The sequence below is a fragment of the Parabacteroides sp. merdae-related_45_40 genome, from assembly GCF_001915675.1.
On sequence record NZ_MNQY01000045.1, the window covers coordinates 45,716 to 59,747 of the forward strand.

The window sequence follows — 14,032 nt, forward strand, 5'->3', positions numbered from 1 at the left end:
AGAAATTTGCTTAATCCGGGTGTACCCAACGGAACATACGGTTCCAGCGAATACCGCCGTCAAACAAGCTACGATCCTTATCCAGTGACAGCCAGATCATGATCGGCTTACCTACGATATGGTCTTCCGGCACGAAACCCCAGGAACGGCTGTCGGCACTGTTGTGGCGGTTGTCACCCATCATCCAGTAATAATCGTATTTGAACGTATAGGTCGTTTCCGGCTTGCCGTTGATGTAAACCTTACTATCCTTTACTTCCAATTTATTATGTTCATAATTGACGATACAGCGTTTATAAAGGGCTATATTACGTTCCGTCAACGGGATCGTGGTTCCCTTCTTCGGGATCCATAGTGGTCCGTAATTGTCACGACTCCATCCGGTCTGGTAGTCAACCGGATAATAGGAATCGGTTCCTACGGGATCCGGTTCGAGAACCACACGTTTCACGACCGGAAGTTTTTTAGCTACTTCCAATGTCTTTTGAGTCAGCGGGAAATGGTAAATCGGGTTATACTGCCCGTTGGCATTCGGCTGAATATTCAACATAGACATATATTGGGGATTATAGCTTCCATCGATCAATACACGGTCGGCTTTGCTGACATCCAGTAAACGGAACTGCTCCTCACTCAACATGGAGCCATCCGTCTCGACGAAGTAGTTAAGCTGCATCTTTTCCGGATTCTTGGCTGCAACACCATCGATGTAGACCTGGTTGTCACGAATCTCGATCGTGTCGCCCGGCATACCGATACACCGTTTGACATAATTCTCTCGTTTATCAACAGGGCGATAGATCACATCACCGAAATCCGCTTTATTCAACAGGATGGCTTCCCGTCCGTATTGTTCTACCAAATGATAATAATCCGGATTCTGAACTTTTAGTGCAACCGTATCGCCGGCAGGGAAGTTGAACACCACAATATCATTCCGTTTCACATGACCGAGGCCTTTCACCCGTTTGTAGTCCCATTCCGGCCAGTCCAAATATGACTTGCAGTTGAAGAAGGGTAATGTGTTTTGTACCAGTGGGAAAGCGACCGGCGTATTCGGCACGCGCGGTCCATAGCTGAGCTTACTCACAAACAGATAGTCACCCACTAACAAGGACTTCTCCAGCGAGGAACTGGGAATCTGGTAATTCTGGAAAATAAAGATATTGATGAAATAGACGGCAACCAATGCAAACAGGATATCATCCACCCATTCCAACACATTGCGTACCTGCGGATTCTTGGTACGTTTCCAGGCTCCCCAAGGGATATACCCGGTCAGAAAAATATCGACAAGGACAATCAGGCCCAACAACAACCAGGCATTCTGCATCCAAAGCGTGAAAAGCAGGTAGAGAACGGCTGCTATGCTGAATTTAATCCATTGTTTCTTGGAAAACTTCTTCATTTGTTTCTGTTATTAATTAAAATTTAAGCATATCATCCATTCCGAGGAAACCTTTCTTTCCAGCAGTAAATTCGGCGGCAATAACAGCGCCCAAGGCAAATCCGGCACGACTCTTCGCATCGTGCTTGATGCTGATCGTGTCGACATCCGACTCGTATGTGATTTCGTGGATACCCGGAACTTCTCCTTCACGAATGGCATGGATAGGTATATCGGTTGTTTTCTCAGCCGTTTCCAAAGTCCAGCGGTCTTTACGGTCCACGTTTTCAATGATTCCTTCCGCCAGTGTGATAGCTGTTCCGCTAGGAGCATCCAATTTATGGATATGGTGGGTTTCCATCATTTTGATATCGTAAGCGGAGAAATTATTCATAATCTTTGCCAGATATTTGTTGATAGCGAAGAATATATTTACACCGATGCTGAAATTGGAGGCATAGAAAAAAGTTTTACCCTCTTTTTCGCACATATCTTTGACTTGCCCAATCTTGTCAAGCCATCCTGTCGTACCGGAAACAACCGGAATGCCTGCTGCAAAACATTGCATATAATTGTTGAATGCTGTAGCCGGAGTCGTAAACTCGATCGCGACGTCAGCACTCTTGAATTTGTCGGAGTGTATTTCTTCAGGGTTATTGATATCTACGATAGACACGATTTGGTGTCCTCTTCCAAGTGCTATCTGCTCGATAGTTTTTCCCATCTTTCCGTAACCGATAAGTGCAATCTTCATACTTATATATTTAACTTTCAATTTTAATTTTTCAACTTTCAACTGATAACGTGCTGCAAATATAAAGAATAATGCTTAGATTTGGGACATAAATCTTAACTCTGAAAAAAGATGGAACGTTTATTACATTATGTTTGGAAATACAAACTTTACACGGCCACACCATTGATAACAACAGAGGGACGTCCCGTCCAGGTAATCGATCCCGGAATGCAGAATACGGATGCAGGTCCCGATTTTTTCAATGCGAAGATCAAAATAGACGGAACGCTATGGGTAGGAAGTGTCGAAATTCATGATAAATCTTCTGACTGGCTGCTCCATCATCATGATACGGATAAGGCATACGACTGTGTAATCCTTCACATTATAGGCTTTAATGATTTCCAGCCAGTTCGAACGAACGGAAACCCGATTCCACAAATGCTCCTGACTGTTCCGGAAAATATTCTCCGCAGTATAGACTGGCTGCTTTACCGGGAGGCGGCTCTTCCGTGCCTCGATCACATAACCGGGATCGCTCCTTTGCATATAGCCTGTTGGATGGAAGCCTTGCTAAGCGAGCGGCTGGAACGGAAAACACATGACATATTCCTCCTTTTGGATGCGTATCAGACAGACTGGAATGAAGTTTTTTATATTACTTTAACCCGAAACTTCGGCTTTGGTGTGAATAATGATGCTTTTGAAAGGCTGGCAAAGAGCTTGCCGCTTCGTTGCATTCAAAAACAGCGGAACAGCCATTCGCAGATAGAAGCAATGCTTTTCGGACAGGCAGGAATGTTAGAGGAGGAAAACGACGATCATTACTACCGCTTGTTGCAACGGGAATACGATTTTTTACGCCATAAGTTCGGCCTGTCACCAATGGAAGATTTCGTATTTAAGAACCTACGGACACGGCCTGTCAACTTTCCGTACCTGAAAGTGGCACAGTTAGCCGCACTTTGGGTACGGTACGACACTCTGTTTTCTGCCATTCTTGAAGCCAGGAGCACTGGAGAGATCAAAAAGTATTTCAGGATTCCTCCATCCGGTTATTGGGAGACACATTATCATTTCCGGTATGCTTCTCCCCGAAAGGAAAAGACCATAGGCGAAAACGCCCTGAACATCCTACTGATAAACACGGTCGTTCCGATGCTCTTTGCCTACGGCCTACATAACAAACGTCCCGAATATTGCGAACGTGCTACCCGCCTTTTAGAAAGTATTCCTCCGGAAAAGAACACTATCGTCACCACCTTCTACAACGCCGGTATCACCGTCCGCCACGCTGGCGACAGCCAGGCTTTGATCCAATTAAAACGCGAATATTGCGAAAAGAAGAAATGTTTGTATTGCAGGATCGGGTTCAGGATGTTAAAAACGACAATCGGACAAAAGTCCGTTTAAATGCAAAGATTGATTAATGGCAGGATACCCTACTAATTTTCACCGGATTTTTCCCTATTTTTGCACGTGTTTGTCGAATGTATTTGAAATAGACATAAATGGATACTAAATATATACGAAATTCATTCCGCTTGTTGTATGGAATGCTGCTGTTGACTGTCATTTATTCGTGTGCCAATATCGGTAGTCCGAACGGAGGACCCTATGATGAAACACCTCCCAAATTCGTAAGCAGTACACCGGTCCCAAATCAGATTAATTATACAGGTAAAAAGATAGAAATCCTCTTTGACGAGCTGATCCAGATCGAGAAACCTTCGGAGAACGTGATTATCACTCCGCCCCAGATGGAACTACCGGTTATCCGCTCTGCCGGAAAGAAGGCGGTGATCGAATTGAAAGACACGTTGAAACCTAACACGACCTACACGATCGACTTCACCAATTCCATCTCCGACAATAATGAGAAAAACGTGTTCGAAAACTTCTCTTTCGCTTTCTCTACCGGAGACATCATCGACACACTCGAAGTTTCGGGAGTCTTGCTGAATGCCGAGAATCTAGAACCGATGCCAGGCATTACGATCGGCCTGCACAACAATTTGGAAGATTCCGCATTCGTGAAACTCCCGTTCGTCCGTACTTCCCGTACGAATGACAAAGGGCAGTTCACGATTCGTAATATCACTCCTGGAACCTATCATATTTTTGCCTTAAACGATGTGAACCGCGACTATAAATTCGACCAACCCGGCGAAGACATCGCTTTCTTGGATTCCGTCATCGTCCCTTCCTTCGAACTGACGACCCGGCAGGATACGACCTGGAAAGACAGCCTGACGATCGATACGATCCGGACGGTCGGTTACACCCGTTTCTTCCCGGACAACATCGAACTCCGCCTGTTCAAGGAGAAATTCGAACGCCAGTATATGGTAAAGCCCGAACGCCCGGACGAGAAATACTTTACGCTGCGTTTCAATACGAAGCTGGACACCGTACCGGTGCCTGTCCCCATCAATTTCACCCCGGAAGACAGTACCTGGTATTTTGTGCAGCAGACGGAAGGCGGCACGGCCGTTAACTACTGGCTTGCCGATTCGACCGTCTGGAAGCAGGACACTCTGCAGGTGCAGGTCTCCTATCCGAAGAGCGACTCCCTGAACATCCTGCGCCCGCAAACCGACACGGTCCAACTGGTATTGCGCCGCCGTCCGGCAGAAAAGAAAAAGAAGAAAAAGAAAGACGAACCCGATCCGATCGTGTTCTTAGGCATGCAAGTAGACGCTCCCAGTTCGATGGACTTGTTCGATACGATATCCGTAACCTTCAACGAACCGGTATTGGATATCAACAAAGAGATGTTCTTCCTCGACCAAAAGATCGATACCGTTTGGAATACGGTAGATTTCGACTTCTTCCCCGATTCGACTAACAGCCTGAACTATTTTATCAGACGTCCGTGGAAGTATGGGGAAGAATACCGCATCGAAGTGGACTCCGCCGCCATTCACAGCCTTTACGGGAAGTGGAACGACTTCTTTACCGGTGAGTTCAAAATCAAGAAAGAAGACGAATACGGCCATCTCTATCTCAATATCAACGGTGTGGACACGACTGCTTTCGTCGAATTGCTCAGTAGTGGAGACGCCCCTGTCCGCAAAGCGAAAGTAAAAGACGGCGGAGTACTCTTTATGGACTTGAAGCCCGATAAGTATTATGCCCGTATCGTGATCGACACAAACAGCAACGGAGTGTGGGATACCGGTAATTATATCGAAAAGCGACAGCCCGAAGAAGTTTATTATTCTCCCAAAATGTACGAGATCATGCAGAACTGGCAGGTCGAAGAGACATGGAATGTCAACTCCACCCCGCTGGCTAAGCAAAAGCCTCTTGAGATAACGAAGAATAAGCCGAAGGAAGCAACCAAGAAGAAAAGAAACTACAAAGATGAAAGTCAACAATCATCGTCAAGGAATAATAGCGGCGGCAACATGGGAATGCCGTTCTGACATCGGCCGCCTGTGGCTGATATTTTTGCTATTGCTATCGGCCGTGTGTGCGAAAGCGCAGGAAATCCCGGTCCGCCACAGGTTCAGCCCCGGCGAGGAAGTGCAGTATGAGTTATACTTCAAATGGGGCCTTCTGATGCCCCGTGCAGGCCACGCCACCCTTTCCATCCGCGACGCGGAATACGAGGGCGAGCCGTCCTATCACTACCGGCTCATCTTCCGTACCTCCGGCATTATCGAGAAGGTCTATAAGATGCGAGATACGATCGATTGCCATTTTACCCCCGACATGCTGCTTCTACGGAGTGAGAAGCGGGTAAACGAGAATGACTATTATCTGATAGACGACATCCGTTTCTCCTACGACCGGAAGAAGATACTCGCTCATTCCCACCGTTATACGCCCACCCGCACGAAGATCGACACGATGCTCGTGACGGAAGACCCACACATGTTCGACATGCTGGGAGCAACGATGTATCTGCGTTCCCTGGACTGGGACAAGATGAAAAGCGGTGAGAGCTTCCCTTTCCAGGTGGCGATCGGGCGCGAACGCATCAACATCAGTTTCCGCTATACCGGGCAGCAGATCGTGGAACGGAGTGAGACGTTGAAGTACAGGACCCGCCATTTCTATATCGACATCTACGACGACGCCTTTACCCAAAGCAAGGAAGCCGCCGAGATCTGGATCGGCGACGACGAGAACCATATCCCGATCAAGATACGCGCCAAGCTGAAGATCGGTGCGGCCGAAGTCTATTATAAGTCCTCCAAAGGCTTACGCTATCCGCTCACTTCGCGGGTAGAAATCAAGAGACGGTAATTCTTAAGGCTTTACAGGTAAAGAAACCGTGAAGCAGGTTTCCCGGTAAGGTTGCGAAGCCACCGACAATTCGCCGCCATGCATCCGTATGATCTGCCGGGAAAGACTCAACCCGATGCCGCTTCCCGTAGCCTTAGTCGTGAAGAAGGGGACGAAGATATCTTCTATCAGGTCGGAAGGGACGCCGGGACCGTTGTCCGTCACCCGGATAAGCAATTGATTCTTCTCCGCACCGACTTCCATGCGGATCTTTCCGTCCGCCTGCCCTTCGAGTGCCTGCATAGCGTTCTTCAGCAGGTTGATCAAGACTTGTGACAGCAGCTTTTCGTCTGCATGGACCGTTATCTCCGGCTGGAACAGCACGAGGGAGAAACCGATGTCCAGCCGTTGCATATCCGGCAAGTACAAGGTTTGCAGGTTTTGCAGCAGATACGTGAGCGGGAATGGCTTAGGCTCCGGCTGCTTCAGGTAAGCGAACTGCCGGTACGATTCGGTGAAATGCATCAGGGTTTGCCCCTGGCTTTTGATGGTGTCCAGTCCCCGTATCGTCTTGCGGATGGTGACGTCGGTGATCTCCCCGCTGCTTTTCGGCGCGTCTTTCGTCCGGAAATAAGAAAGGAGCGTGCCGGAGAGGGAGACGACCGGAGCGATGGAGTTCATGATTTCGTGTGTCAGGACATGCATCAGCTTATCCCACGATTCATATTCCTTGCGATGCAGTTCGCGGTCGAACGCCTTCCGTTTGTTCTCGGTCATCAACATGTGTATGCGGTTGAAGGCGGCATGCAGGCGACGCTGTTCCCGGCTACCGATGTCTTCGGGGAAATAGAGCATCGATTCGTCGTCCTCGATGGCATCCAGGAAAAGCTGTATCCTCCGGTTCGAAGCGTTGAGATAATAGACAAGGAGACTGATCAGCCACGCTGCGATAAAGAGGGCCACGAAACCCAGTATGACTGCCCGCCCCGTAACGATGCCGGCCACGCCCAAGCCCGCCACCAGTACGATGGCGACCACTTGCAAAAGAATGCGTATGTATAGACGGGCACTGAACATATCGGCGGGGGATCAGAGGTTGAAACGCTTCATCTTATTATACAAAGTCTGCCGGCTCACGCCCAACTGCTCTGCCGCAGCCGTCAGGTTCCCTTCATTCTGGGTGATAGCCGCCAAGATCGCCTGCCGCTCCACCTCTTCTAAATTGGGTACTTCGCTAAAAGAGAGCGCCTTTCCCGGACGGATAAAGAGGTCGGAAGCACGAATCACATTCTTTTCCGCTAGGATCACCGCCTTCTCGATCGTATGCTGCAATTCCCGGATGTTGCCGGGCCAGTCATAGTTCGCGAGCTTCTCCAACGCCTGCGGATGCAGGGTTAGTCCCGGCCGACTGTAAAGGTCTGTATATTTTTTCAGGAAATAATCGACAAACAGGGCGATATCTTCCCGCCGGTTCCGAAGAGGCGGAATCTCGATCTGTATCGTATTGATGCGGTAGAACAGGTCTTCACGGAAAAGCGACTGCGCCACCATCTCCGGCAGGTTGTGGTTCGTGGCGGCAATCAGGCGTATGTCGACCGGAATCTTCCGATTGCTCCCAAGGCGGGTGACCTCGCGGTTCTGCAAGGCTGCCAGGAGCTTGGCTTGCAATCCTAACGGCAGGTTCCCGATCTCGTCGAGAAACAGTGTGCTCCCGTGTGCCGCCTCGAACTTCCCCGGACGGCTCTCGCGTGCATCCGTAAAAGCCCCCCGTTCATGTCCGAACAACTCGCTTTCGAACAGCGATTCACTGACTGCTCCCATATCCACGTTGACCATCTCTCGGCCGCTGCGGAGCGAAAGGCGGTGTATCTCACGTGCTAGCATCTCCTTACCTGTACCGTTCTCTCCGGTGATCAGGACATTGGCGTCTGTCTTAGCTACTTTTGTCACCACTTTGATCAGTTTCATCATCACGGGAGAATGCCCGATAATCATAGCCGGCTCGCTCGGCCTCGCCACTGGATGCACTAGCTGACTGGATTTCCGTTCGTGCAGGGCGGCACGTATCTTCCCGATCAGGCTATCGTTGTCCCAGGGCTTCAATACAAAATCGGCTGCCCCACCCTTCAACGCCCTAACTGCCAACTCGACATCCCCGTAGGCAGTCAGCATGATAACAGGAAGTTCCGGTGCGATCTCCCGTATGCGACGGAGCCAGAAAAGCCCTTCATTACCGGTATTGACTCCGGCAGAGAAATTCATATCCAACAGGACAAGATCAACCGGCCGACTGTCCAGGACCGAAAGGATACTGTTCGGGTTCGAGGCAGTCTCCACCCCTTCGAACTCATCTTCCAGAAGCAGTTCGAGAGAGGTCAGTACGCTTTTGTTATCATCAACGATCAGGATAGTTCCGGCTTGCATAAGATCTTTTTCCGGTAAAGTTATCCGCTTCCCCGTTACCTTGCAAGCGAGCGTCAAAATATTTGACACTTTTGGATTATTATTCTGCACGAACCACTTATCCCTTACCAGACATTCACCTTCCCTCTACGATCCTCTTTCCGGCTATATGGAAAGATCATAAATGGGTAAAACTGGCAGAGAGAAAGCGTAAGTATAATCCTAAAACAGGTTTGACAATCGAGGATTATCATAATCTTTGGCCAATCCCCTACTCGGAAATCGAACGGAATGTATATGCCACGATCGAACAAAATCCGGGATATTAATTCATTTTAAATCTTTAAAGTGTCCGGATGATCTTCTATAAAATCTGGACCAACCGGGAAACGATCTCAAAAGTAGATTCTTTTAAGGCCTATCTCTTCCGCATGGCCCGCAACATGATCTATGATTATTACGAACACAGCCTGATCGAAGAAAACTACCAGCAAAAAGAGCAAAGAAGATCGACCTACGACGATCTGATAGAAGAAGAACTCTACGCCAGGGAGCTATCGCTGCTCATTGACATTGCTGTCGAGAAGATGCCGCCTCAACGCCGGAACATCTTTATTATGAGCCGGAAAGATGGCCTGAGCAATGAAGAAATCGCCCAACGGCTGAATATCAGCAAACGGACAGTAGAAAACCACATGACACAAGCCCTTGCCGAATTGCGGAAGATCGCATATTCCACTTTGCTGCTTTTTTTCTGAAAAAAATGCACTTCCGGCTGTGTGTGCTTCCCCACTCATCCGTTAGCTATAATATAAAGACGAAAAATGGGCAAAAGAAACATACATATATTAATAGAGAAATTTTTCGAGAACGACCTGTCCCCGGAAATACAGAAGAAGTTCCATGCCTGGCTGCTTGACCGGAATTTTCAGGAAGAGAAAGAAAAGGCGATGGTTACTTTATGGGAAGAGAAATCTGCCGTGGCAAACGAATCCACTTTCCAGGAATTATCCCGACTACATAAGCGGATCGAAGCATCCGATCGGATGCTTCACAAGCCAATTGGCTTATATATCAAGAGAATTGCCGCCATACTACTTTTGCCGTTGCTTGGTGCTTTCGGTACCTATTATTATCTGACAAAAGTAAATCCGGTTGTGGAAGAAGCTCAATTGAAAGAATGTTTCGTCGCAAATGGAGAACAGAAACAAGTAAAACTGCCCGATGGGACGAAAGTTTGGTTGAACTCCGGTTCTTTACTGGTCTATGACAAACATTTCAGGGGAAAAAGACGTCTCCTGTTCCTCAACGGGGAAGCCCGCTTCCAAGTCGCCAAAGATCCGACAAAACCCTTTTTGGTCAAAACCGCCCATATGACGGTCAAAGCACTCGGCACCGTATTCAATCTAAACGCTTATTCAGACCAGGATGTTACGATTGCCACGTTGGAAGAAGGGAAAATCCAAGTCTATCCCTGTTTGAAGCAAGACACAAGCCTGATTTTATCGCCAGACGAACAAATCATCTACAATCACCGCCTGGAAACACTGGCACTCAATACTGTCGACGCCGGACGCGTGATGCAATGGACCGACGGGTATCTGATATTCCAGACGGCCTCGTTCGACCAGATCGTAAAGACCATCGAACGTAAATTCGATGTAACGATCAATTACGAGACGGAACGGTTCGCCGGCAGAAGCTTTACAATGAAGTTTAATCCTGACGAGGGCCTGAAACAAGTACTGGAAGTCATGAAAGAGATGATAAAAGGACTGAACTACAAAATAAAAGAGGACAAAGTGTACATAAACTAAAAAAGAGGAGATACTAATATGAAAAAAAGAACCGGGAAGATGACGCCAATCAGATCTCCCCGGCTTGAAATCGAGCAACACCATTCATTCTAACTAATTATCCGGCAGGATAAAAATCATGCATAGTATTTACTTAAATATCTAATTTTACAAAAATATGGAATTAAACCTGAAAACACAACAGAATAAGCTAATTAGTTTATTCCGCGTTTCGTTAATGTTTTTTCTTTTCTTTTTTGTGCAACAGACAGTTGCCAGTAGCCAGTCGATCACACTGCCATCCCACAACATCACAATCAAAGATGCTTTCTCCGAAATAGAGAAACAAACAGGTATGTCGGTCGACTATGATGAGTCGGTCATTAATCTGAATAAACAGGTCAATGCCTCTGTTAACAATAAATCTTTGAATGAAACACTCGCACTGATCCTGAAAGAGAGCGGATGCACATTCGTCATCCGGAACAATCACATCATCATCTCTGCCCAATGACAATTTAGGCCCTATTGCCGGTGCTAATGTGGTAGAAAAAGGCACAACCAACGGGATCATCACAGATATGGACGGCAATTATACCCTCTCGGTTCCCCAGGGAGCGGTGATCCAGTTTTCCTATATCGGATACGTGACCAAAGAGATTACAGTCGATAGCCAGAAGAACATCAACGTGCAGTTGGCGGAAGACGCACAGAAGCTGGACGAAGTCGTCGTCGTCGGTTATGGGACGGCCAAGAAAAGCGACCTAGCCGGGTCTGTTGTCCGTGCCGATCTGGGAACTTTGCAGGAATCACCGAATATCAGCTTGGGTTCGGCATTACAGGGGACGGTTCCCGGACTGAACGTAAGCTCGGTATCTGAAGCCGGTAAAGATCCGGATATGTCTATCCGCGGCCGTACGTCCATCAGTGGCGGTAACAGTCCGTTGATCGTTCTGGACGGCATCATTTTCCGTGGGAACATGGTCGATATCAATATGAACGATGTCGAATCCATCGATATCCTGAAAGATGCAAGCGCCGCCGCCATCTATGGATCGGAAGCCAGCAACGGTGTGATCCTGATCACTTCCAAAACGGGTAAGGTGATGAGTAAACCGACAATCGAATACAGCGGTTCGTTCTCTTACCAGCAACCGACCAACAAAGACATGTATCCCGAAGGACGCGACGGGTTCCTTCGCAAGATCGCAGACCGCTTCCTCGAAGAAAGCCGTATTGGAGACGATATGCTCCAACCGAATCCGAATTGGGATCCGACTTCGCATTTGATGGACCGCAACGCACTGGACGGATATGAAAACGGGACGGAAACCGACTGGTGGAATATGCTGACAAACAAAACCCCTTATATCCAAAATCACAATCTGAGTGTAAGAGGGAAAAACGAATTGAGCAGCTACTTCTTCTCTATGGGTTATACAGATCAGAAGAACCTGGTAATCAACGATACATATAAACGCTACAACATCCGTATCAACATGGATACCAAAATCACGAGCTTCCTGAAAGTAGGTGTACAATCTTTGCAGGGTGCAAAATTCCAAGTGACTTATGCCAGCAACAGCACAGACAGCGGTGAGATCAATGACCTCGGCATTTTCTATACCGATGAAAACGGCGACTATATTCGCGAACCGTATAAAAACTCCCTGAATCCGTTACTGACTATCCAACAGGATGACACCAACAAGCGTTACAATCTGTTCGGAAACTTCTATGCAGACATTGATTTCCCATTTCTGAAAGGATTGAATTACCGTATGAACTTCTCGCAGAACCTGATCGAAAACAAGATTTACAACTTCAACAAATGGGGAGCGAACTTTACAGGTTCCGGTTCAAAAGAGAACAACAGCGAGTATAACTGGACAGTCGACAACATCCTGTCGTATAAAAACAAGTTCGGAAAGCATGCAATCAATGCCACTTTCGTATATGGAGTGGAAAAAAGACAGTACGAGATGACAAAGGCAGGAGCAACCAACTTCTCTAATGATATTCTGGGCTACAACAAACTGGACGCAGGGCAGGCAGACTTGCAAACAGCTAAATCAGGCGCATGGACAGAATCCAGCCTGTACACCATGCTGCGTGCCATCTATACGTTCAACGACAAATATATCGTCACCGGAACAGTCCGCCGCGATGGGTTCTCCGGATTCGGGAAAAACCACAAGTTCGGTGTATTTCCCTCCGCTGCTTTGGCATGGCGTATCAGCGAAGAAGACTTCTTCAAAAATAATGTGGACTGGATGGAGAACCTGAAACTGCGCCTCTCTTATGGCCAAAACGGTAACCGTACGGTAGGACGGTATCAGACAATGGCACAGATGGGAGCCGGAGTTGGCTCCGTTAAAGTGGACGACTCGACTGTCAATGCCGGGTACCTGTTTGGAGATGGCGTAAGCGCCGAACAAATGCAATGGATCAAATCGTTGGCCAACGCCGATTTGAAATGGGAAACGACCAATACGTTCAATATCGCCGCCGATTTCAGTGCTTTAAACAGTCGTATTTTCGGTACTGTTGAATATTACACATCGCAAACGAACAACTTGTTATTCAATATCAATATTCCGCAAATGAACGGTCTGGACAAAATCCCGTCCAATATCGGTAAAATGAGCAACAAAGGTTTTGAAATGACCGTAACAGGAATCCCTATAGAAACAAAAGATTTCTCCTGGGATGTCACATTCAACTTCTCCCGTAACCGCAACAAGGTTAAAAGTATTCTGGGAATCGATGCCGACGGTGACGGACGGGAAGACGACCTGATCTCCGATAAGATATTTATCAACCATCCGTATGGAGTTTGTTATGATTACAACATCATCGGCATGTGGCAGATTGCAGACAAACAGAATGGTCTGATTCCCGACGGATTCGAATATGGGACTTATAAAGTGGAAGATGTTAACAACGATGGTAAATATACCGCCGATAAAGACCGAAAGATAATAGGCTATTCCGATCCTGCTTATCGCTTCAGCATCCAGAACTCATTCCGCTACAAAAATTGGGAATTCAAATTCATGATCAATTCCGTACAAGGAGGAAAAAATTATTATTACGGACAGCCGGGCAAAGACCTTGCCAATCCGGATAATATCTACCAGAACAACCTGTTCAACTTCGATTACTGGACACCGGAAAACCCGAACGCACGTTACCGCCAGTTAGGCTATTATACTCAAGCGCTCGGATACACGTTTTCCCCTTATGTACAACGCAGCTTCGTCCGTTTGCAGGATGTTACATTGTCCTATAATGTACCCGCCTCTTTCCTAAGCAAGTTCAAAGTCAACCGGCTGAAACTGTATGTAACAGGAAAGAACCTCCTTACTTTCACCGACTGGGATGGTTGGGATCCTGAAACAGGAACCGGTCTGAACACGAGCAAGTATCCGGTTATGAGAAGCTATTCTATTGGTCTTAATCTTGAATTTTAATTAT

12 protein-coding genes are annotated in these 14,032 nt (G+C 47.4%); 8 read left to right on the forward strand and 4 right to left on the reverse strand.

Features of this window, described 5'->3' with window-relative positions; genetic code table 11:
* Window positions 1-10: 10 nt before the first annotated feature.
* On the reverse strand, window positions 11-1,408 hold the full coding sequence (gene lepB / locus BHV83_RS05660) for a signal peptidase I (protein ID WP_005633383.1): 1,398 nt from the start codon (window positions 1,406-1,408) through the stop codon (window positions 11-13).
* A 16-nt stretch (window positions 1,409-1,424) separates the two neighbouring features.
* Window positions 1,425-2,141, reverse strand: a complete 717-nt coding sequence (dapB, locus tag BHV83_RS05665) for a 4-hydroxy-tetrahydrodipicolinate reductase (protein WP_005644872.1) — start codon at window positions 2,139-2,141, stop codon at window positions 1,425-1,427.
* A gap of 111 nt (window positions 2,142-2,252) precedes the next feature.
* On the opposite strand from dapB, the gene BHV83_RS05670 reads away from it, so the two are divergent.
* From BHV83_RS05670 to BHV83_RS05680, 3 genes are all read left to right on the forward strand, one after another.
* Window positions 2,253-3,536 (forward strand): DUF2851 family protein, encoded by a 1,284-nt coding sequence (locus BHV83_RS05670; protein ID WP_005633386.1) that lies wholly within the window; start codon window positions 2,253-2,255, stop codon window positions 3,534-3,536.
* Between the two features lie 98 nt (window positions 3,537-3,634).
* Window positions 3,635-5,551, forward strand: a complete 1,917-nt coding sequence (locus tag BHV83_RS05675; RefSeq protein WP_286756783.1) for an Ig-like domain-containing protein — start codon at window positions 3,635-3,637, stop codon at window positions 5,549-5,551.
* Window positions 5,490-6,377, forward strand: a complete 888-nt coding sequence (locus tag BHV83_RS05680) for a DUF3108 domain-containing protein (RefSeq protein ID WP_122115559.1) — start codon at window positions 5,490-5,492, stop codon at window positions 6,375-6,377. The genes BHV83_RS05675 and BHV83_RS05680 overlap by 62 nt, the downstream gene beginning before the upstream one ends.
* Before the next feature lie 3 nt (window positions 6,378-6,380).
* Here the strand turns inward: BHV83_RS05680 and BHV83_RS05685 are convergent, their stop codons facing one another.
* Complete coding sequence (locus BHV83_RS05685; protein WP_122206185.1) at window positions 6,381-7,433, reverse strand: sensor histidine kinase; 1,053 nt, start codon at window positions 7,431-7,433, stop codon at window positions 6,381-6,383.
* A gap of 12 nt (window positions 7,434-7,445) precedes the next feature.
* On the reverse strand, window positions 7,446-8,780 hold the full coding sequence (locus BHV83_RS05690; RefSeq protein ID WP_122206184.1) for a sigma-54-dependent transcriptional regulator: 1,335 nt from the start codon (window positions 8,778-8,780) through the stop codon (window positions 7,446-7,448).
* Window positions 8,781-8,851: 71 nt separating this feature from the next.
* On the opposite strand from BHV83_RS05690, the gene BHV83_RS05695 reads away from it, so the two are divergent.
* The 5 genes from BHV83_RS05695 (at window position 8,852) to BHV83_RS05715 (ending at window position 14,028) form a co-directional block, all read left to right on the forward strand.
* A complete protein-coding gene (locus BHV83_RS05695) occupies window positions 8,852-9,088 on the forward strand; it encodes a RagB/SusD family nutrient uptake outer membrane protein (RefSeq protein WP_259324979.1) in 237 nt (78 codons plus the stop codon).
* Window positions 9,089-9,115: 27 nt separating this feature from the next.
* The gene (locus BHV83_RS05700; protein WP_286756786.1) at window positions 9,116-9,517 is read left to right on the forward strand and encodes an RNA polymerase sigma-70 factor; all 402 of its coding nucleotides are present in this window, start codon (window positions 9,116-9,118) and stop codon (window positions 9,515-9,517) included.
* A gap of 66 nt (window positions 9,518-9,583) precedes the next feature.
* A complete protein-coding gene (locus BHV83_RS05705) occupies window positions 9,584-10,576 on the forward strand; it encodes a FecR family protein (RefSeq protein WP_022321537.1) in 993 nt (330 codons plus the stop codon).
* A 238-nt stretch (window positions 10,577-10,814) separates the two neighbouring features.
* Window positions 10,815-11,069: an STN domain-containing protein gene (locus BHV83_RS05710; RefSeq protein ID WP_286756788.1), complete on the forward strand. Its 255-nt coding sequence runs from the start codon at window positions 10,815-10,817 to the stop codon at window positions 11,067-11,069.
* Window positions 11,070-11,097: 28 nt separating this feature from the next.
* On the forward strand, window positions 11,098-14,028 hold the full coding sequence (locus BHV83_RS05715; RefSeq protein WP_286756790.1) for a SusC/RagA family TonB-linked outer membrane protein: 2,931 nt from the start codon (window positions 11,098-11,100) through the stop codon (window positions 14,026-14,028).
* The last annotated feature ends 4 nt before the right edge of the window (window positions 14,029-14,032 follow it).